We start from the raw sequence: 19,078 nt of genomic DNA on the forward strand, positions 1-19,078 counted from the left end.
CGCCCTGTCGCAGCTGGGCCCCCGCGCGCCGCGGGGCGGCCTCGCCCCGCGCCGCGGGGGGGGGGGGGGGGGGGGGGCCCCCCCCCCCCCGGGGGGCCCCCCCGCCACTTCGCCCGTTCGTTCGCCGGTCGTGTCGCGTCAGGCGCGGACAACCACCGTGCTGCACACCTTGTCGGCGAAGGTCTGCTTCTTGCTGTCCCAGAGCGGCCACAGGTAACCGATGTAGCAGGGCAGGCCGTCGAGGATGTGCGCGAGCTTGCGCACGAAAGCCATGCCGAAGCCGAGAGTGGCGCCGTCGGCCTCCTTCAGGACCCGGATCTTGAGGGCCTTCTTGCCGATCGACTGACCGGTCTTGCCCTCCAGGTAGATGTTGTAGAGGCCCATGCCGATCGCGTACACCACGCCGATGATGCCCACCACCGCGGCGCCGCCGCTGCCCGACGGGTCGCTCATGGCCACGCCGATGGCCAGCAGCACGTAGTACGGAACGAGGATGATCACGCCGTCCAGCAGAGCGCCGGCGAACCGGAGGCCCCAGTGGGCGAGTTCCGGCATCTGGCCGTAGCCGGGCGCTCCGTAGCCGGGCTGCTGCCCGTACGGGGAGACCGGCGGGGCCTGCGGGTACTGACCCGGCTGCTGCGGGTACTGCCCGGGCTGCTGCGGGTAGCCGTAACCCTGCTGGGGCACGCCCTGCGGGGCCTGCTGCGGGTAGCCGTAGCCGGGCTGACCCTGCGGGGGCTGCTGGGGCTGCTGCCCGTAAGGGTTGTTCGGGTCGCCAAAGCTCATGGCGGGATTCCTCCGTCGGGTTTGCGGGGACGACGCGGTCCGAACCGGAGGAACGTCACAAAGAATCAAGCGGTCTGCCCCCCGACACTGCCCGCGGCACTGCGCGGATCATCGTCGTCTTACTCTCGCTTTTTTGTCCAGTCGATAACCGTATGTGTTGTGCAAGTGCAACCTCGTGTCCTCGCCGAAGTCCCCGAATTGGAACAGGAGCGGGGTCATCCGCGAGGATGGGGGCATGACCGCCCAGATTCTCGATGGCAAGGCCACCGCAGCCGCGATCAAGTCCGACCTGACTGCCCGCGTGGCGGCGCTCAAGGCCGCGGGCGTGACGCCCGGCCTCGGAACGCTGCTGGTCGGCGACGACGTCGGCAGCCAGAAGTACGTGGCCGGAAAGCACCGCGACTGCGCGCAGGTGGGCATCGCGTCCCTTCAGCGCGAACTCCCCGCCACCGCCACGCAGGAGGAGATCGAGGCGGTCGTCAGGGAGCTCAACGAAGACCCGGAGTGCACGGGCTACATCGTCCAGCTCCCGCTCCCCAAGGGCATCGACACCAACCGGGTGCTGGAGCTCATGGACCCGGACAAGGACGCCGACGGGCTGCACCCGATGAACCTGGGGCGGCTCGTGCTCAACGAGAAGGCCCCGCTGCCGTGCACCCCGGCGGGCATCGTCACGCTGCTGCGCCGCCACGGCGTCGAGATCAACGGTGCGCACGTCGTGGTCGTGGGCCGCGGCGTGACGATCGGCCGGCCGATGCCGCTGCTGCTGACGCGCAAGTCCGAGAACGCGACGGTGACGCAGTGCCACACGGGCACGCGCGACCTCTCCGCGCAGCTGCGGCAGGCCGACATCGTCGTCGCGGCCGCGGGCGTGCCGCACCTGGTCAAGCCCGAGGACGTCAAGCCGGGCGCCGCGGTGCTCGACGTCGGCGTGAGCCGTGACGAGACCGGCAAGATCGTCGGCGATGTGCACCCCGGTGTCGCGGAGGTGGCCGGATGGGTCGCCCCGAACCCGGGCGGGGTCGGCCCGATGACCCGGGCGCAACTGCTGGTCAACGTCGTCGAGGCGGCGGAGCGCGCCGTGACCGGCGCTGCGGGCTGACGGGACATGGGCGAGCCCACACCGGGGCCGGACACCCCGGACCACGACTCCGACACCGCCGCCGGCGCGCGTCGGACCGACGGCGTAGCGGCGTCGTCGAACGGCACCGGGCCGGAGAAGCCGGAGCAGTCGCAGAAGCCGGAGAAACCGGCGCAGTCGGAGAACGCGAACGGCCGGGACAGGGCGCGCGCCAACGGCCAGGCGAACGGGCAGGGCGACGGCCGGACCAACGGTCGGTCGGGCAGGGCCGGCGCCACGCGGGGCGGCGCCGAACCCGAAGCGGTCGCCGAGGGACGCGCGCGCGCGAACGGGCACGCCCATGAGCCCGACGACATCGGCCCCGGCGACGCCACCGGCCGCGGCACCGACGAGCCGGGCGCCAATGGCTCCAGCGCGAACAACGGGGCCCGCCCCGGCGAGCGGGGAACAGCCGCCCCCGGCGCGGCTCCCGACACCGCAGGCGCGGGCAGGTCGCGCCGACCGCCCACCGTCACGCGCGACACCGCCCGCCCCGAAGGCGGCGGCCGTGCCGCGCCCGGCGATGCCTCCGCCCCTGCTCGCCAGTGGCCGCTGCTCACCGTGATCGGCCTCACGGCGCTCGGGCTGCTGATCGTCGGTACGGATCCGTTCCCGCAGGCGTTCCGGGTCGGCACGATCCTCGTCGGCGTCGCTCTGCTCACCGGCGCGGCGCTGCGCCGGTGGCTGCCTTCCGTGGGCATGCTGGCGGTGCGCTCGCGCTTCACCGACATGGTGACGTACGGCCTGCTCGGCACCGTGATCGTGCTGCTCGCCCTCATGACCCAGCCGCGGCCCTGGCTGAAGATTCCGTTCCTGGAGGAAGTGGTCCGCTTCACCGTCCGTTAGGTCACGTTTCACGTGTGACGTGTGACGTGTGACGTGTGCACGGAGAGGTCTCGGGGCTCCCGACGCATCTCGCAGTCAAGTATCTTGACGTCGAGATAAGTTGATGAGTCCGGCTGCACGGTTGCGTTGTGCGTTGTGCGATGCCGACCGGCCGACCGGCGCGCCGAATCGTCCGAGCGTGAGAGGGATGTTCGACACCGACCTGCAGAAGAGGGTGGCGTCGGCATGATCCTTTGGCGCGCCCGCGCCGTGCCCGCACCCGCCCGTTGCCCTCATCCGCGTTCCCACGCCCGCCCCGTCGCCCCTTCCGCGTCTCATCCGCAACACGGGCTGCTCGGGCCCGCCTTCGGTACGCCGAGCCGTGCGACCAGGTGACGGCGTCCGCCCTCTCCCCCGAGGGAGGGCGGATGCCGTCATGTGCAACAGCGTCATGCACGCGCCAAACGCGTTCAAGAGACAGCCGAGGCCTGTGTCACGGAAGTGACGGTTCCGCCATGGTGTGATCGTCGGGCAACGGATGCGAAACTGGTGCGGGCTTCGGGGCGGGGCGCACTCGGGGGAGAGCAGCCGCCCTCAATGCCCCCGTGCGCCCCGCGCTCAGGAACTGTCATCCTGGCTCTGCGCATCCCTCTGGGTAGTCCACCCCGGTCGTCTTCCCACGGGCGGGTCAGGCGGGCGTCCGAGAGCGTGGCGGGGTGGAACGGGGGTCCGCCCACGCCCCGGGGCGAAGGGGGAGCGGGGGCACATCAGGCACGTTCGGGGGGACAAGGGGGGGCAATGCCTCGTTGGAAGGCGCTACCGGAAGAGCTCGACCCACAGGTCAGGGAGTTCACCGGCCAGTTGCGCCGGCTCGTCGACCGCAGCGGGCTGAGCATCGCGGCGGTCTCGGACCGCACCGGCTACAGCAAGACGTCGTGGGAGCGCTATCTGAACGGGCGGCTGCTCGCGCCGAAGGGCGCGATCGTCGCACTCGCCGAGGTGACGGGGACGAACCCGATCCACCTCACCACCATGTGGGAGCTCGCGGAGCGCGCCTGGAGCCGTTCCGAGATGCGCCACGACATGACCATGGAGGCCATACGGATCTCCCAGGCGCGGGCGGCGCTGGGGGAGTTCGGAGGCCCGGCCGCCCCGGCTGCCGGGGCGTCGCGGACCGCCGCGCCGCCGACGGGCCGGGACCGCGAGGCGTACGTTCCCGCGCAGGGCGGCGGGCGCTCCGTACCGCCGCCCCACGCCGGCGTCGCTGCGGTGGCCCCGGACCAGGGCCGTCGGCGGCGCAAGATGACGATGTTCCTCGCGGGCGTCGTCGGCGCGCTGCTCGTGGTCGCGGCGGCCGTGCTCCTCACCGATCTCGGCGGAGGCGGCGACGACGGCGGCGCCAAGAACGTGGCCCAGTCGCCCAGCGCGGCCCCCACGACGAGTGATCCGCAGCTGCCCGTCGGAGTGAAGTGCTCGGGCGCCGACTGCACCGGCCAGGACCCGGAGAACATGGGCTGCGGCGGCCAGTTCGCCACGACCGCCTCGCGGGTGAAGGTCGGCACGGCCCTCGTCGAGGTGCGCTACAGCAAGACGTGCGCGGCCGCGTGGGCCCGCATCACCCAGGCCGCACCGGGCGACAAGGTGTCGATCACCGCGGACGGCGCGAGCCAGAACGGCCTGGTCAACGCCGACAAGGACGCGTACACCCCCATGGTCGCCGTGACTGCGGCGTCCGACGCGAAGGCATGCGCGACGCTGACGACGGGCACGAAGGGCTGCACCGAGGAGCAGTGACGAGGCCGCACGGGGGAGCGGCGAGGGCGGCACGGGGGTGGCGAGTGGCCGTGCAAAGGACCGGTGGGCCAGTGAGCCGGACCACAAGGGGGTGGCGGGCCACAGAGGGCGCCGTCGGATAGCCTGACCGCTGGATATCTCTTCACGTCGAGAGATCGATCAGTACGGTGGAGATATCCAGCACCAGGGGCAGGGACCCCCACCGCCAGCTGTCTTACGGAGATCGCCATGACCCGCACTCCCGTGAATGTCACCGTCACCGGCGCGGCCGGCCAGATCGGCTACGCGCTGCTCTTCCGCATCGCTTCGGGCCAGCTGCTCGGCGCGGACGTGCCGGTCAAGCTCCGCCTCCTGGAGATCCCGCAGGGACTCAAGGCCGCCGAGGGCACCGCCATGGAGCTCGACGACTGCGCCTTCCCGCTTCTCCGGGGCATCGACATCACCGACGACCCGAACGTCGCCTTCGACGGCGCCAACGTAGCGCTGCTGGTCGGCGCCCGCCCGCGGACGAAGGGCATGGAGCGCGGCGACCTGCTCTCCGCCAACGGCGGCATCTTCAAGCCGCAGGGCAAGGCCATCAACGACCATGCCGCGGACGACATCAAGGTCCTCGTCGTCGGTAACCCGGCCAACACCAACGCGCTCATCGCGCAGGCTGCGGCCCCGGACGTACCGGCCGAGCGCTTCACCGCGATGACCCGCCTCGACCACAACCGCGCGATCTCGCAGCTGGCCGCCAGGACCGGCGCCGCCGTCACCGACATCAAGCGCCTCACCATCTGGGGCAACCACTCCGCGACGCAGTACCCGGACATCTTCCACGCGGAGATCGCCGGCAAGAACGCCGCGGAGGTCGTGGGCGACCAGGCCTGGCTCGCCGACACCTTCATCCCGACCGTCGCCAAGCGCGGCGCCGCCATCATCGAGGCCCGTGGCGCCTCCTCGGCCGCCTCCGCCGCCAACGCCGCGATCGACCACATCCACACCTGGGTCAACGGCACCGCCGAGGACGACTGGACCTCCATGGGCATTCCCTCGGACGGCTCCTACGGCGTCCCGGAGGGCCTGATCTCCTCCTTCCCCGTCACCTGCAAGGACGGCAAGTACGAGATCGTCCAGGGCCTGGACATCAACGAGTTCTCCCGCACCCGCATCGACGCGTCGGTCGCGGAGCTGGTGGAGGAGCGCGAGGCGGTCCGCGGCCTCGGCCTCATCTAGTACGTGCTCTCGTACGTACGCGTACGTACGAGAGCACGAACCGACGCCACTGTGGGGCGCTGCGCCGTTGCGTAGCGCCCCGCAGTGCTCTCTGCGAACCTGGGCGCATGACTGAGCGAGACGCGGCCCGTCTGGTGCTGCTGCGGCACGCCAAGTCCGCCTGGCCGGACGTCGCGGACCATGAGCGCCCCCTCGCACCACGCGGCCGGCGGGACGCCCCCGCTGCCGGACGGCTCCTGAGCGAGCTGAAGTACGTCCCCGACCTGGTGATCTGCTCGACCGCCCGGCGGGCACGCGAGACCTGGGAACTCGCGGCCGGTGAACTGGGCGCGCAGGTTCCGGTCCGCCACGACGAGCGGGTGTACGGTGCGGATCCGGCCGAACTCATCGACGTTCTGCGGGAGTTGCCCGCGGAGGTGGCGACGGCCCTGCTGGTCGGCCACAACCCGGGCATGGAAGACCTGGCGGGTGCGCTCAGCGGTGAGGCCGAGGGTGACGCCCTCGCCCGGATGACCGAGAAGTTCCCGACGTCCGCCTTCGCGGTGCTCGACTTCCACGGCGGCTGGCCGGCGCTCGCTCCCGGCGCCGCTCGCCTGAGGGCCTTCGTCGTGGCCAGGGGTTCGAAGAAATGACCGGAGACAAAAACAGTCCCCGGTAGTCCGCACCGATTTCCGTGTCCCAGTCGTCGCTGAGACTCCGGTCCTCGTGGTTTCTGCCGGGGGCCTAACCGGAGCCGAGGGATGGGTCACGCGTATCTTCGGACGTCTCCTCCGACGCGTATGGCTCGTCTCTGGTTCTCTGGTGTAGCTGTAAGTATCCTCCCGATTTGTCCGATGTCAAGAGGGTGCTTTTATCCAGCCGCGCAGGCGTATGTGCCCGGTTCGCCGGGCGGTGGCGTGGCTCGCCTGCCGCTGTCGGCGCGGACACCTGCGGCCTTCGGCCCGTGATGGGACTCGACCGCCGGGCGTACGGGGCACAACCGGTCAGGAGTGAATCAGGCCACTTCCGGGAACGCGTTGCGCATGCTTTCCGCCCCCCGGGGCAGGCCTCCCGATCACCGGTTGTTACTGGTGGGGAACGTAACGGGAACGGAAGGCTAAACGCGACGTGTCGGCACAACTGACCATTCACGTGGGCGAAGAGTGGCGTGAAGCCGCCTCTGGAGCCACACGAGAGATCCTCGATCCCGTCGACGCCACCGTCTTCGCGGTCGTGGCGGAAGGAGGGGCCGAGGACGCCGACGCCGCGATCGCCGCCGCACGCCGTGCGTTCGACCGGGGCCGGGGGGAGTGGCCCCGTACTCCCGTGGCCGAGCGGGCCGCGCTGCTGCGGCGCGTGGCCGGGCTGCTCCGGCGGGACCGCGAGGAGCTCGGACTCCTGGAGAGCCGGGACGCGGGCAAGACGCTGGAGGAAGGCCGCATCGACATCGACTGCGTCGCCGACGCGTTCGCCTACTTCGCCGACCTGGTCGTGAACGAGAACGGGCGCGTCGTCGACGCCGGGTCGAGCGACATCCACAGCGTGGTCGTGCACGAGCCCGTCGGCGTCTGCGCACTGATCACCCCGTGGAACTATCCGCTGCTGCAGGCGAGCTGGAAGATCGCTCCGGCCCTTGCCGCGGGCAACACCTTCGTCGTCAAGCCCAGCGAGCTCACTCCGCTCACCACCGTCGCCCTCGTCCGGCTCCTCCGTGAGGCCGGTCTCCCGGACGGCGTCGCCAACATCGTCACCGGCCCCGGCCACTCCGTCGGAGCCCGCCTCGCCGAGCACCCGCACGTCGACCTCGTGTCGTTCACCGGCGGACTGGCCAGCGGTACGAAGGTGATGCGCGCCGCCGCCGACAGCGTCAAGAAGGTCGCCCTGGAGCTCGGCGGTAAGAACCCCAACGTCGTCTTCGCCGACGCGTGCGCGACCGACGAGGCCTTCGACACCGCCGTCGACCAGGCGCTGAACGCCGCCTTCATCCACAGCGGCCAGGTCTGCTCCGCCGGCTCCCGCCTCATCGTCGAGGAGTCCCTGCGCGAGCGCTTCGTCACCGAACTCGCGCGCCGCGCCGAGAAGATCCGCCTCGGCCGCGGCACCGACAAGGACGCCGAGTGCGGCCCGCTCGTCTCGGCGCAGCAGCTGGCGAAGACCGAGGAGTACGTGGCCTCCGCGCTGGCGGAAGGGGCGGTGCTGCGCGCCGGGGGATCGCGGCCCGACGGGCCCGGTTACTTCTACCGGCCCACCGTTCTCGACCACTGCCACCGCGACATGCGCGTCGTCCGCGAGGAGGTCTTCGGGCCGGTTCTGACCGTCGAGACGTTCGCTACGGAGGACGAGGCCGTCGCCCTCGCCAACGACACCGAGTACGGGCTCGCGGGCGCCGTCTGGAGCGGTGACCCCGGACGGGCGCGGCGCGTCGCAGGGCGGCTGCGGCACGGGACCGTGTGGATCAACGACTACCACCCCTATCTCCCGCAGGCGGAGTGGGGCGGCTTCGGCAAGTCGGGCATCGGGCGGGAGCTGGGGCCCGCCGGACTCGCCGAGTACCGCGAGACCAAGCACATCTATCAGAACCTCGCCCCGCGCCCCGTGCGCTGGTTCGCGGGCTGATCACGGGGAGCACCAAGAGCATGACCGAGCACGACCACGAGCACGACCACGAGCACGACCACGAGCACGAGCACGAGCACGAGCACGAGTACGAGCACGAGCACGAGTACGAGTACGACTATGTCGTCGTCGGTGGCGGCACCGCCGGATCCGTCATCGCCTCCCGCCTCACCGAGAACCCGGACGTCACCGTCGCCGTCATCGAGGGCGGCCCGAGCGACGCCGACCGGGACGACGTCCTCACGCTGCGCCGCTGGATGGGACTCCTCGGCGGCGAACTCGACTACGACTACCCCACCACCGAACAGCCCCGCGGCAACTCCCATATCCGGCACAGCCGCGCCCGCGTCCTCGGCGGCTGCTCCTCGCACAACACCCTCATCGCCTTCAAGCCGCTGCCGTCCGACTGGGACGAGTGGGCGGAGGCGGGGGCCGACGGCTGGGACGCCGCCGCCATGGACCCGTACTACGGCCGGCTGCTCAACCACATCGTGCCGGTCGACGAGGCGGACCGTAACGCCATCGCCCGCGACTTCGTCGACGCCGCCCAGGCCGCGCTCGACGTCCCGTGCATCGAGGGCTTCAACGGGAAGCCCTTCCACGAGGGCGTCGGCTTCTTCGACCTCGCCTACCACCCGGAGGACAACAAGCGGTCGTCGGCGTCCGTCGCGTATCTGCATCCGGTGATGGACGAGCGGCCGAACCTCACGCTGCTGCTGGAGACCTGGGCGTACCGGCTGGAGCTGGCCCCGGGCACCCGGCGCGCGGCAGGCGTCCATGTCCGCGCGAAGGACGGGGCGGAGCGCTTCGTACGGGCGCGGCGCGAAGTCGTCGTCTGCGCGGGCGCCATCGACACCCCGCGGCTCCTGCTGCACTCGGGCATCGGACCCGAGGCCGATCTGGAGGCCCTCGGCATACCCGTCGCGCACGACCTGCCGGGCGTAGGTGAGAACCTCCTCGACCATCCCGAGTCGGTGATCGTCTGGGAGACCCACGGGCCGATCCCCGAGAACTCGGCGATGGACTCCGACGCCGGGCTCTTCGTACGCCGGGATCCCGAGCACCGGGGCCCTGACCTGATGTTCCACTTCTACCAAATACCGTTCACCGACAATCCGGAGCGGCTCGGCTACGAACGCCCGCCGCACGGTGTGTCGATGACCCCGAACATCCCCAAGCCGCGCAGCCGCGGCCGTCTCCACCTCACCAGCGCGGACCCGGAGACCAAGCCCGCCCTCGACTTCCGGTACTTCACGGACGAGGACGACTACGACGGCCGCACCCTCGTCGACGGCATCCGCCTCGCGCGCGAGATCGCGAAGACCGCGCCGCTCGCCGAGTGGCTGAAGCGGGAGGTGTGCCCGGGACCCGAGGTGACGGGCGACGAGGAGCTGAGCGAGTACGCGCGGAAGGTCGCGCACACCGTGTACCACCCCGCCGGCACCTGCCGAATGGGTGCTCCCACCGATGAACTTGCCGTAGTGTCACCGGACTTGAGGGTGCGGGGGCTCGACGGAATCCGTATCGCCGATGCCTCCGTCTTCCCGACGATGCCCGCCGTGAACCCGATGATCGCGGTCCTGATGGTCGGCGAGAAATGCGCGGAACTGCTGCAGACGCAGCCGATGCGGCAGGCGCAGACGCAGCCGCAGACCGGAAGTGAGGCACGATGACCGAGCCGTCCGTATTCGCAGTGCGCGACCTGTGGAAGGTCTTCGGGCCGCGGGCTCGGCGGGTGCCCGGATCCCCGGAGCTCGCTGCGCTGAGCCCCACCGAGCTGCGCGACCGCACCGCCTGCACCGCAGCCGTACGCGACGTCAGCTTCGACGTCCGGCGCGGCGAGGTCTTCGTCGTCATGGGCCTGTCCGGTTCCGGCAAGTCCACGCTCGTCCGGTGCCTGACCCGGCTCATCGAACCGACGTCCGGGTCGATCGCGATCGACGGCGAGGACGTGCTGTCGATGGACAGGTCCCGGCTGCGCGAACTGCGCCGGCACCGCGCCTCGATGGTCTTCCAGCACTTCGGGCTGTTGCCGCACCGGTCCGTGCTCGACAACGTCGCATACGGGCTGCAGATCCAGGGCATGGGCCGGGCTCAGCGGCGCGCCAGGGCGGCGGAGGTCGTCACCAAGGTCGGCCTGGAGGGACTCGAGCACCGCCGTCCCGGGCAGCTCTCCGGCGGCCAGCAGCAGCGCGTCGGGCTGGCGCGGGCGCTCGCCGTCGACCCCGAAGTGATGCTCTTCGACGAGCCGTTCAGCGCGCTCGACCCGCTGATCCGCCGCGACATGCAGGACGAGGTCGTACGGCTGCACCGTGAGGAAGGCCGCACGATGGTCTTCATCACCCATGACCTGGGCGAGGCGCTGCGTCTCGGCGACCGGATCGCGCTCATGCGGGACGGGCGGATCGTGCAGCTCGGCACGCCCGAGGAGATCGTCGGCTCGCCCGCCGACGACTACGTGCGGGACTTCGTCCGCGACGTCCCGCGCGAACAGGTCATGACCGTCCGCACGGCGATGCGCCCGGCGGACGCGTCCGACGCCGATGCGGGCGGCCCCGCGGTGCCGCCCGACGCGACGGTGGCCCAGGCCATCGAGGCGGTCGCCCGCGCGGGTGTCCCGGCCCGGGTGATGGACGACGGCCGGTGCCTGGGCATCGTCGACCATGCGGCGCTGCTCGCGGTGGTCGCGGGCGTGCCGGTGGGGGAGGTGACGGCGTGAGCGTCTCTTCCCCACCCCGCCCCTTCCCGAGCCGGAGCTCCGCCCCAGCCCCCGCCGGAGCTCCGTCCCGGACCCCGGCTTCGGGGCTCCGCCCCGGCCCGTGGGCCTCGGTCACGACCAGCGCTCCTTCGGGGCCCGCTCGGCAGTCGCCCATCGATTCCGTCCGTCGTTCGTGGACGGACATGCGGGTCGGCTCGTCGACACCGCCCCACCGTCAGCCTGTTCGTCGTTCATGGACGGACGCTCCCGGCGACGAGGTGGTGCCGGGTCGTCCTGAGCCCGTCCGTCGTTCGACGACGGACACTTTGGCCGGCCGGGCGGTTCCGGGTCTGTCTCAGGGATGGCGGTGTCAGCGATGACCGTCACCGTGGACGACGTCTCCAAGACCGTCAAGGCCGTGGGCGGGCGCCCGGCACCCGAGCCTGAACGGCGCCGGCGCCGGCTCATGACGGGCGGCGCGGCCGCCGCGGCCGTCGCCGTGCTGGTGGCGCTCGGCATCGCCCTGCTCGGGGGTGGCAGCTGGCCCTCCGGCCTGACCGTCGACATCTCGCAGCCGCTCGACGACGCCAACGCATGGGTCATCGACAACCGCGACACCCACCCTCTCTTCCTCTACTTCCTCCTGCACCTGTCCAACACGGCCACCGACGCGGTCGACGCCGTCTACCGACTGCTCGACGCGCTCGGCTGGCTCGGCGTCCTCGCTGCCGGCGTCCTGACCGCGTGGCGGGCCGCCGGGCTCGGGCTCCGCGGGGCGCGCGTGGCGCTCACCGCGCTCGGGGCGTTCGCCGTGTGCGGGCTGCTCGGGATGTGGGACGCCACGCTGATCACCATCGCGCTGATGGTGGTGTCCGTGGCCGTCGCCGCGGTCCTGGGCGCGCTGATCGGGCTCCTGGCCGGGGTCTCCGACCGCGTGGACCGCGCACTGCGGCCGGTGCTGGACACGATGCAGGTGTTGCCGGCGTTCGCGTATCTCCTCCCCTTCGTGCTGGTCTTCGGCACAGGCACGCCGGCCGCGCTCTTCTGCACGGTGATCTACGCGGCCCCGCCGATGGCCCGCCTCACCGCGCTCGGCCTGCGCGGCGCCGATCCGGCCGCGCTGGAGGCCTCCGAGTCGCTCGGCGCGAGCGGCTGGCAGCGGCTGTGGACGGCCCGGCTGCCGCTCGCCCGCCGGCAGATGCTCCTCGGCCTCAACCAGACGATCATGATGGCGCTGTCCATGGTCGTCATCGCCGCCCTCGTCGGGGCGGGCGGCCTGGGCGAGGAGGTGTACTCGGCGCTGTCGACGACGGACGTCGGCAAGGCGTTCGCCGCGGGTGTCCCGATCGTCCTGATCGCCATCTGGCTGGACCGTACGACGGCGGCCGCCGGCGACCGAATAGGCGGCCTGCCGCCGCGCGCGGGGAGTTGGCTGCACGGCGGCCGGGCCTGGGCGCTGGTGCTGGTCGCGGTCGGTGCCGCGGCCGCCGTCCGCACCGCGACGTGGCCCGAGGCGTGGACGTACGACATCTCGACGCCGGTCAACAAGGCTCAGGAGTGGATCACCGAGAACCTGACGTTCACGGAGGTCTGGGCGAGGGAGTTCACGCTGTGGATCCTCAACCCGCTCCGGGACGTCCTGCTCTGGCTGCCGTGGTGGTCGGTGCTGCTGCTCGTCGCCGCCGTGGCGTGGCTCGTCGGCAACTGGACCGCCGCGCTCACCGCGACCGCCGCGATGAGCGCGATCGGGGTGCTCGGCGTCTGGACGAGGTCCCTGGACACGCTCTCCCAGGTGCTGGCCGCGCTGGTGGTCACGCTGGTGCTGGGCTTCCTCACGGGCGTGCTGTGCGCGCGGGCCGGGCGGCTGGAGCGCTGGCTGCGACCGCTGCTCGACGCGATGCAGACGATGCCGCAGTTCGTCTATCTGATCCCGGTGGTCGCGCTCTTCGGCGCCACGCGTACGTCGGCGATCGTCGCGGCCGTCGTCTACGCGCTGCCCGCCGTCGTCCGGATCACCACCCAGGGCCTGCGCGAGGTCGATCCGGCCGCGCTGGAGGCCTCCCGCTCGCTCGGGGCCTCCACCGGGCAGCAACTGCTGCAGGTGCAGTTGCCCCTGGCCCGCCCGGCCCTGCAACTCGCCGTCAATCAGGGCGTGGTGCTCGTGCTGGCCGTGGTCGTCGTCGGCGGCCTCGTCGGCGGCGGGGCGCTCGGGTACGACGTCGTGAAGGGCCTCTCCCGGGGCGAGATGGGCATCGGGATGACGGCCGGGATCGCGATCGTCTGCCTCGGCCTCGTCCTGGACCGGATCACACAGCGGACCTCCCGCACCGACCGCTGACCCCCACCCTCTCTTGACAGGAGCACCATGAGTACCGTTCGTCCCCTCCGTACCGTCGTGGCCGTCGCCGTCGCCCTCGGCATCCTCTCCCTCACCGCCTGCGGCGCCGCCGACACCGGCAAGAGCAACGACGCGGGCGGCAAGAAAACCGTGAAACTGACCGTCCCCTCGTGGGTCGGCGCCCAGGCCAACGTGGCCGTGGCCCAGCACATCCTGGAGAAGGAGCTCGGTTACACCGTCAAGACCCAGCAGATGGGCGAGGTGCTGGCCTGGGACGCGCTGTCCAAGGGCGACATCGACGCGATCCTGGAGGACTGGGGCCACCCGAAGGAGGAGAAGCAGTACGTCGAGACGAAGAAGACCGTCGTCGAGGGCGGTGACCTCGGCGTCACCGGGCACATCGGCTGGTTCGTACCGAAGTACTTCGCCGACCAGCACCCCGACGTCACGGACTGGAAGAACCTCAACAAGTACGCCAAGGACTTCAGAACCGCGGAGAGCGGCGACAAGGGCGAGCTCCTGGAGGGCTCGCCCGACTACGTCACCAACGACGACGCGATCATCGGCAGTCTGAAGCTGAACCTGATGACGAACTACTCGGGCTCCGAGGCCGCCCAGATCACGGCGATCAAGAAGTACGCGAAGGAGAAGAAGCCCTTCCTGACGTACTGGTGGACCCCGCAGTGGCTCAACGCCCAGATCGACCTCGTCGAGGTCAAGCTCCCCGAGTACAAGGAGGGCTGCGACGCCGACCCGAAGAAGGTCGCGTGCGCGTACCCGAACACCCCGCTGCAGAAGTTCTTCAACGCGGACTTCGCCAAGGAGGGCGGCGAGGCCGCCGAGTTCCTGAAGAACTTCACGTGGACGACCGAGCAGCAGAACGAGGTCGCGCTGATGATCGCGGACCAGAAGCTGTCGCCCGAGGCGGCGGCGGAGAAGTGGGTGAAGGCGAACGAGTCCACCTGGAAGGCGTGGCTCCCGAAGAAGTGACGGGGCCGTTGCAGTCCCCGTTCCCCTGTGGGTCCGGCCGAGGCCGGGCCCACAGGGGCGCCCCGTGTGAGGCGGTGGCCGAGGACGGCGCCGTCAGGTGCGCAGCGACCGGCTCGGTCCGCTGCTCAGTGCTTGAACTGTCCCGGGGTGTAGTGGCCGGGCACCAGCCGGTGGGTGACGCCGAAGCGGTTCCAGGTGTTGATCACCGCGATCGCGGCGACGAGCTGGGCCAGCTCCGCCTCCTCGAAGTGCTTCGCGGCCTTCTCGTACACCTCGTCCGGCACGAATCCGTCGGTCAGCACGGTCACCGCGTCCGTGAGCTCGAGCGCGGCGATCTCCTTCGCCGTGTAGAAGTGCTGCGACTCCTCCCACGCGACCAGCTGGATGATCCGGTCCACCGACTCGCCCGCCGCGATGGCGTCCTTCGTGTGCATGTCGAGGCAGAAGGCACAGTGGTTGAGCTGCGAGGCGCGGATCTTGACCAGCTCCAGCAGCACCGGGTCGAGGCCCTTCCGGGCGGCCGCGTCCAGCCTGACCATGGCCTTGTAGACCTCGGGAGCGTGCTTCGCCCACTCCATGCGGGGGGTGTGCTCGGGGTTGAAGTCGTTCGTCGTCATGGATATGACCGTACGCGCCATGTGGAGCCTCGGTATGGTCCAATTCCATGATGGACGACTGGGCCACTTCTGCTTCCGAGGCGACCATCGGGGCCGACCTCCATATCGAGCTGCCCGGCTCCGGACTGCGCTCGGGCCTCATGGACGCTCTGCGCGACGCCGTGCGCACCGGGCGGCTGGCCCCCGGCACCCGGCTGCCGTCGTCCCGTGCGCTCGCCGCCGACCTGGGCCTCGCCCGTAACACCGTCGCCGACGCGTACGCCGAACTCGTCGTCGAAGGCTGGCTCACCGCCCGCCAGGGCTCTGGCACCCGCGTCGCCCGCCGTGCCACCCCGAGCAAACCGGCGCCCAGCGCCCGGCGGGCGCCTCCCGCGCGCCCGAGGCCCACGTTCAGCCTGATGCCCGGCTCGCCCGACCTCGGCTCGTTCCCGCGCGCCGAATGGCTCAAGGCGGCGCGGCGCGCCCTGACCGTCGCCCCGCACGAGGCTTTCGGCTACAGCGACGCGCGCGGGCGCATCGAGCTGCGTACCGTCCTCGCGGACTACCTCGCGCGGGCCCGCGGGGTGTACGCGGATCCGGACCGCATCGTCGTCTGCTCCGGCATCATCCACGGTCTGATGCTGCTCGCGACCGTGCTGCACCGGCGCCGGGTGCGGGAGGTGGCGGTCGAGTCGTACGGGCTCGACGTGCACTGGCAGCGGCTGAGGGACGCCGGGCTGAGGCTGCCCGCACTGCCCTTCGACGAGCACGGCACGCGGACCGACGAGCTGGCCGGGCCCAAGCTGGAGGGGGTGGGCGCGGTGCTGCTCACGCCCGCGCACCAGTTCCCGATGGGGGTCGCGCTCCACGCCGACCGGCGGGCCGCCGTCGTCGACTGGGCGCGGAGCGCGGGCGGGCTGATCCTGGAGGACGACTACGACGGGGAGTTCCGCTACGACCGCCAGCCGGTCGGTGCGCTGCAGTGCCTCGACCCGGACCGCGTCGTCTATCTGGGGACGGCGAGCAAGTCCCTGGCACCCGGGCTGCGGCTGGGCTGGATGGTGCTTCCGGAGGGGCTGGCGGCCGAGGTCGCGGAGGCGAAGGGCGAGCCGGACTGGGCGTCGGGGACGCCGGACCAGCTGACGCTCGCGGAGTTCATCGCGTCGGGCGCGTACGACCGGCACGTGCGCGGCATGCGGCTGCGCTACCGGCGCCGCCGCGATCAGCTCGTCGAGGCGCTCGCGGAACGTGCCCCGGACATCCGGGTCAGCGGCATCGCGGCCGGGATGCACGCGGTCCTCGAACTCCCCACGGGCACGGAGAGCACGGTCGTCCAGGCGGCGGCCCGGCAGGGCCTCGCCCTGGAGGGCCTCTCCAGCTCGCGCCATCCCTCCACCGCCCCGGATCGCGACGCCCTCGTCGTGGGCTACGGGACGCCGCCGGACAGCGCGTGGTCGGGTGCGCTGGATGCGCTGTGCAGGGTGCTGCCGTGAGCGGGGCGTCATCGCGGGCGGACGCAGGTGCCTACCCGCGTGTCGGTGGGCCGTCGTTCGCTCCGGCGGATTCGGGCGCCGGGCCCGGGCCAGGACCCGGCCCCGCGTCCCCCGCCGGTGTCGGGAGTTCGCCGAAGCGGGCCAGCGCCAGCGCCCCGACCACCGAGATCGCGAACCCCGTGATCGCGAGCCACGCGAGCCCCTCGCGCGTACGGTCGCCGAGCCAGATCACCCCCACCGCCGAGGGGATGAGGGTCTCCGCCAGCACCAGACCCGCCGTCGCCGTGGTCACCGAGCCCCGCGCAAAAGCCGAGGTGAGCAGCAGAAACGCGGCCGCCCCGCCGAGCAGCAGCGCGTAGAGCGCCGGGTTCGTGAAGTCCACCGAGTCCAGCAGCCGCACCGCCACCTCGGGCACCCCGAAGCCGATGCCGGCGCCCAGGCCGAGCACCAGCGCCCGGGCGCGGCCCGGCAGCCGGCCGGCCGTCACGCCGATCAGCAGGACCGCGACCGACGTGGCGAGCAGCACCCACTTCAGCCCGGGCGGCGCCGACCCCTGGCCCTCGGGACCCGCGGCGAGCCCCAGCATCCCGAGGCCCGCGCAGACCACGCCGACCGCGGCCCACTCGGTGCGGCTGAGCCGTACCGACAGCACCCGCGTCGCGGACACCGCCGTCACCGCCAGGCTCGCCGCGAGCGCCGCGCTCACCGCGTAGATCGGGATCAGCCGCAGCGCCACGATCTGCAGCGCGAAGCCCGCCCCGTCCAGGCAGAGCCCGACGACATACCGCCACTGCCGCACCGCGCGCAGGAACAGCGCGGGGTCCACCCCCGACGTCGTGGCCGGATCGACGACGGCACGGGCGGCGACCGCCTGGAAGACGGTGGCCAGGCCGTAGCAGACCGACGAGACGACAGCGCAGAGCATCCCAAAGAACACAAAGCGACTCTAGTTGCGGACGGTTGGCGGACCGGGCTTACGGCGGGGTGGCGGGGCCATCTAGTCTGTGCGGCGATTCGTTGACTGGCTTGATGTGTACAAGGACGGGGAGGCCGGAAGGATGGCGCGGCGCAGGCTGAGGTCGGGCACAGTGGTGCTCGGTGGGATGGGGGTGCTCGCGGCGACGCTCACATCCTGCGGCTCGGAGCCGGACGAGCGGTGCATCGACCCGGTGACGTACGAGGTCCTGCCCGACTACGAGTGCGACGACGACGGCGACGGGCACACGTCCGGCCGTTACTACTACGGCGGCAGCATGCGCAGCGGCAAGGTCTCGGGCGGCAGCTACGACAAGTCGGCGGTGGACACCGGCGGTTTCGGCGGTTCCAGCAGCGGCGGCGGCTGAGCCGGGACACGTAGACACCGATGAAGCGTCACACCACTGAACCGCGCCCCGGCTGGCAGGAGACCGTCGAGGAGCAGGGGCTCGTCTATCCGCTCACCCGATACCCGGACGGCTCGCTGCGTCCCTACTGGGACGAGAGCGCCTACTACGAGTTCTCGCTGCCCGAGGTCGAGGCGCTGGAGGAGGTCGTCGAGGAACTGCACGCGATGTGTCTGGCCGCGGCCGCGCACATCGTGGAGCACAACCGGTTCGCCGATCTCGGCATCAGCGACCGTCGACTGGCCGGACGGGTCGCCGAGTCCTGGCGGCGCCGCGACGAACTGCCCTCCCTCTACGGGCGGTTCGACCTGCGCTACGACGGCACCGGGCCGGCCAGGATGCTGGAGTACAACGCCGACACCCCGACCTCGCTCGTGGAGGCGGCCAGCCCGCAGTGGTTCTGGATGGAGGAACGCTTCCCCGGCGCCGACCAGTGGAACTCCCTGCACGAGCGGCTCGTCGACGCCTGGAAGCGGCAGGCGCCGCTGCTGCCGCCCGGCCCCGTGCACTTCGTGCACTCCGACGGGGACGAGCTCGGCGAGGACCTGATGACGGTCGCATATTTGCGTGAGACCGCTCAGCAGGCCGGACTCGCCACCCAGGCGCTGTCGGTAGAACGGATCGGCTGGGACCGGCTCTCGGGGCGCTTCGTGGACGACCGGCTGCGTTTCATCCGCAGCTGCTTCAAGCTCTACCCGTGGGAGTGGCTGACCACCGACCGCTTCGGGCCGTACGTCCTCGACACCCTGGACAACGGCGGCGGCACCGGCACCACCTGCTGGATCGAGCCCGCCTGGAAGATGCTGCTCTCCAACAAGGCGCTGCTCGCGGTGCTGTGGGAGCTGTATCCGGGGCATCCGAACCTGCTGCCCGCGTATCTCGACGGCCCGCGCGAACTCGCTGCCACCGGCGGCTACGTCGCCAAGCCGCTGCTGGGCCGCGAGGGTGCGGGCGTCACCGTCCACGAACCGGGCGCGGAGCCGGTGGTACGGGAAGAGGCCTGCTGCTACCAGGCGTTGGCGCCGCTGCCCGACTTCGACGGCAACAGGGTCGTGCTCGGCGCATGGGTCGTCGAGGGCGAGGCGGCGGGCCTCGGGATCCGTGAGTCGGCAGGACTGGTCACGGACGAGTACGCGCGCTTCCTGCCGCACGTGATCCTGTAGCGAGGTGATCGCTCGGGCCCTGTGCCCCCGGCCCGTGTCGCCAGGTGGCCCTGTCCGGCCGATCCGGCCGGACAGGCCGG

Annotated in this window: 16 protein-coding genes; 13 read left to right on the forward strand and 3 right to left on the reverse strand. The window is 71.5% G+C overall.

Annotated features, from left to right (window positions below; genetic code table 11):
* Positions 1 to 138: 138 nt before the first annotated feature.
* Positions 139 to 786, reverse strand: coding sequence for an RDD family protein (locus tag ABT078_RS19635; RefSeq protein ID WP_351229328.1), 648 nt, complete (start codon positions 784 to 786; stop codon positions 139 to 141).
* A gap of 235 nt (positions 787 to 1,021) precedes the next feature.
* Between ABT078_RS19635 and ABT078_RS19640 the strand changes: the two genes are divergently transcribed.
* From ABT078_RS19640 to ABT078_RS19685, 10 genes are all read left to right on the forward strand, one after another.
* Complete coding sequence (locus tag ABT078_RS19640; protein WP_351229330.1) at positions 1,022 to 1,888, forward strand: bifunctional methylenetetrahydrofolate dehydrogenase/methenyltetrahydrofolate cyclohydrolase; 867 nt, start codon at positions 1,022 to 1,024, stop codon at positions 1,886 to 1,888.
* Positions 1,889 to 1,894: 6 nt separating this feature from the next.
* Positions 1,895 to 2,752 carry a DUF3017 domain-containing protein gene (locus ABT078_RS19645; RefSeq protein ID WP_351229332.1) on the forward strand — a complete coding sequence of 286 codons (858 nt, stop codon included), beginning with the start codon at positions 1,895 to 1,897 and terminating at the stop codon, positions 2,750 to 2,752.
* Between the two features lie 777 nt (positions 2,753 to 3,529).
* Positions 3,530 to 4,525 carry an XRE family transcriptional regulator gene (locus ABT078_RS19650; protein WP_351229334.1) on the forward strand — a complete coding sequence of 332 codons (996 nt, stop codon included), beginning with the start codon at positions 3,530 to 3,532 and terminating at the stop codon, positions 4,523 to 4,525.
* A 228-nt stretch (positions 4,526 to 4,753) separates the two neighbouring features.
* The gene (locus ABT078_RS19655) at positions 4,754 to 5,743 is read left to right on the forward strand and encodes a malate dehydrogenase (RefSeq protein ID WP_351229336.1); all 990 of its coding nucleotides are present in this window, start codon (positions 4,754 to 4,756) and stop codon (positions 5,741 to 5,743) included.
* Positions 5,744 to 5,850: 107 nt separating this feature from the next.
* The gene (locus ABT078_RS19660; protein WP_351229338.1) at positions 5,851 to 6,375 is read left to right on the forward strand and encodes a SixA phosphatase family protein; all 525 of its coding nucleotides are present in this window, start codon (positions 5,851 to 5,853) and stop codon (positions 6,373 to 6,375) included.
* 475 nt (positions 6,376 to 6,850) lie between these two features.
* Positions 6,851 to 8,338, forward strand: a complete 1,488-nt coding sequence (locus ABT078_RS19665; RefSeq protein ID WP_351229340.1) for an aldehyde dehydrogenase family protein — start codon at positions 6,851 to 6,853, stop codon at positions 8,336 to 8,338.
* 20 nt (positions 8,339 to 8,358) lie between these two features.
* Entirely contained in the window at positions 8,359 to 10,011 is a 1,653-nt protein-coding gene (locus tag ABT078_RS19670) for a GMC family oxidoreductase (protein ID WP_351229342.1), read from the forward strand.
* Positions 10,008 to 11,057, forward strand: coding sequence for a quaternary amine ABC transporter ATP-binding protein (locus tag ABT078_RS19675; protein ID WP_351229344.1), 1,050 nt, complete (start codon positions 10,008 to 10,010; stop codon positions 11,055 to 11,057). Before ABT078_RS19670 ends, ABT078_RS19675 begins: the two co-directional genes overlap by 4 nt.
* A gap of 355 nt (positions 11,058 to 11,412) precedes the next feature.
* Positions 11,413 to 13,374, forward strand: a complete 1,962-nt coding sequence (locus ABT078_RS19680) for an ABC transporter permease (protein WP_502981256.1) — start codon at positions 11,413 to 11,415, stop codon at positions 13,372 to 13,374.
* A gap of 27 nt (positions 13,375 to 13,401) precedes the next feature.
* Entirely contained in the window at positions 13,402 to 14,364 is a 963-nt protein-coding gene (locus ABT078_RS19685; protein WP_351229346.1) for an ABC transporter substrate-binding protein, read from the forward strand.
* 125 nt (positions 14,365 to 14,489) lie between these two features.
* Here ABT078_RS19685 and ABT078_RS19690 read toward each other — a convergent pair whose 3' ends face one another.
* Positions 14,490 to 14,981: a carboxymuconolactone decarboxylase family protein gene (locus tag ABT078_RS19690; protein ID WP_351229348.1), complete on the reverse strand. Its 492-nt coding sequence runs from the start codon at positions 14,979 to 14,981 to the stop codon at positions 14,490 to 14,492.
* A gap of 47 nt (positions 14,982 to 15,028) precedes the next feature.
* Between ABT078_RS19690 and pdxR the strand changes: the two genes are divergently transcribed.
* Positions 15,029 to 16,453 (forward strand): MocR-like pyridoxine biosynthesis transcription factor PdxR, encoded by a 1,425-nt coding sequence (pdxR, locus tag ABT078_RS19695; protein ID WP_351229350.1) that lies wholly within the window; start codon positions 15,029 to 15,031, stop codon positions 16,451 to 16,453.
* A 31-nt stretch (positions 16,454 to 16,484) separates the two neighbouring features.
* Here the strand turns inward: pdxR and ABT078_RS19700 are convergent, their stop codons facing one another.
* Positions 16,485 to 17,390 carry a DMT family protein gene (locus ABT078_RS19700; protein ID WP_351229352.1) on the reverse strand — a complete coding sequence of 302 codons (906 nt, stop codon included), beginning with the start codon at positions 17,388 to 17,390 and terminating at the stop codon, positions 16,485 to 16,487.
* A 121-nt stretch (positions 17,391 to 17,511) separates the two neighbouring features.
* Between ABT078_RS19700 and ABT078_RS19705 the strand changes: the two genes are divergently transcribed.
* Together ABT078_RS19705 and ABT078_RS19710 are read left to right on the forward strand one after the other, a co-directional pair.
* Positions 17,512 to 17,796 carry a hypothetical protein gene (locus ABT078_RS19705; protein ID WP_351229535.1) on the forward strand — a complete coding sequence of 95 codons (285 nt, stop codon included), beginning with the start codon at positions 17,512 to 17,514 and terminating at the stop codon, positions 17,794 to 17,796.
* A 20-nt stretch (positions 17,797 to 17,816) separates the two neighbouring features.
* Positions 17,817 to 18,998 (forward strand): glutathionylspermidine synthase family protein, encoded by a 1,182-nt coding sequence (locus ABT078_RS19710; protein ID WP_351229354.1) that lies wholly within the window; start codon positions 17,817 to 17,819, stop codon positions 18,996 to 18,998.
* Positions 18,999 to 19,078 lie beyond the last annotated feature (80 nt).

This window comes from Streptomyces sp. NPDC002133 (assembly GCF_040296405.1).
Classification (GTDB): domain Bacteria; phylum Actinomycetota; class Actinomycetes; order Streptomycetales; family Streptomycetaceae; genus Streptomyces.

Coding starts and splice junctions, on each gene's coding strand:
- ABT078_RS19705 (WP_351229535.1), top strand. CDS start 17,512: ATGGCGCGGCGCAGGCTGAGGTCGGGCACAGTGGTGCTCGGTGGGATG.
- ABT078_RS19655 (WP_351229336.1), top strand. CDS start 4,754: ATGACCCGCACTCCCGTGAATGTCACCGTCACCGGCGCGGCCGGCCAG.
- ABT078_RS19660 (WP_351229338.1), top strand. CDS start 5,851: ATGACTGAGCGAGACGCGGCCCGTCTGGTGCTGCTGCGGCACGCCAAG.
- ABT078_RS19635 (WP_351229328.1), bottom strand. CDS start 786: ATGAGCTTTGGCGACCCGAACAACCCTTACGGGCAGCAGCCCCAGCAG.
- ABT078_RS19710 (WP_351229354.1), top strand. CDS start 17,817: ATGAAGCGTCACACCACTGAACCGCGCCCCGGCTGGCAGGAGACCGTC.
- ABT078_RS19680 (WP_502981256.1), top strand. CDS start 11,413: ATGACCGTCACCGTGGACGACGTCTCCAAGACCGTCAAGGCCGTGGGC.
- ABT078_RS19690 (WP_351229348.1), bottom strand. CDS start 14,981: ATGACGACGAACGACTTCAACCCCGAGCACACCCCCCGCATGGAGTGG.
- ABT078_RS19640 (WP_351229330.1), top strand. CDS start 1,022: ATGACCGCCCAGATTCTCGATGGCAAGGCCACCGCAGCCGCGATCAAG.
- pdxR (WP_351229350.1), top strand. CDS start 15,029: ATGATGGACGACTGGGCCACTTCTGCTTCCGAGGCGACCATCGGGGCC.
- ABT078_RS19645 (WP_351229332.1), top strand. CDS start 1,895: ATGGGCGAGCCCACACCGGGGCCGGACACCCCGGACCACGACTCCGAC.
- ABT078_RS19685 (WP_351229346.1), top strand. CDS start 13,402: ATGAGTACCGTTCGTCCCCTCCGTACCGTCGTGGCCGTCGCCGTCGCC.
- ABT078_RS19650 (WP_351229334.1), top strand. CDS start 3,530: ATGCCTCGTTGGAAGGCGCTACCGGAAGAGCTCGACCCACAGGTCAGG.
- ABT078_RS19670 (WP_351229342.1), top strand. CDS start 8,359: ATGACCGAGCACGACCACGAGCACGACCACGAGCACGACCACGAGCAC.
- ABT078_RS19675 (WP_351229344.1), top strand. CDS start 10,008: ATGACCGAGCCGTCCGTATTCGCAGTGCGCGACCTGTGGAAGGTCTTC.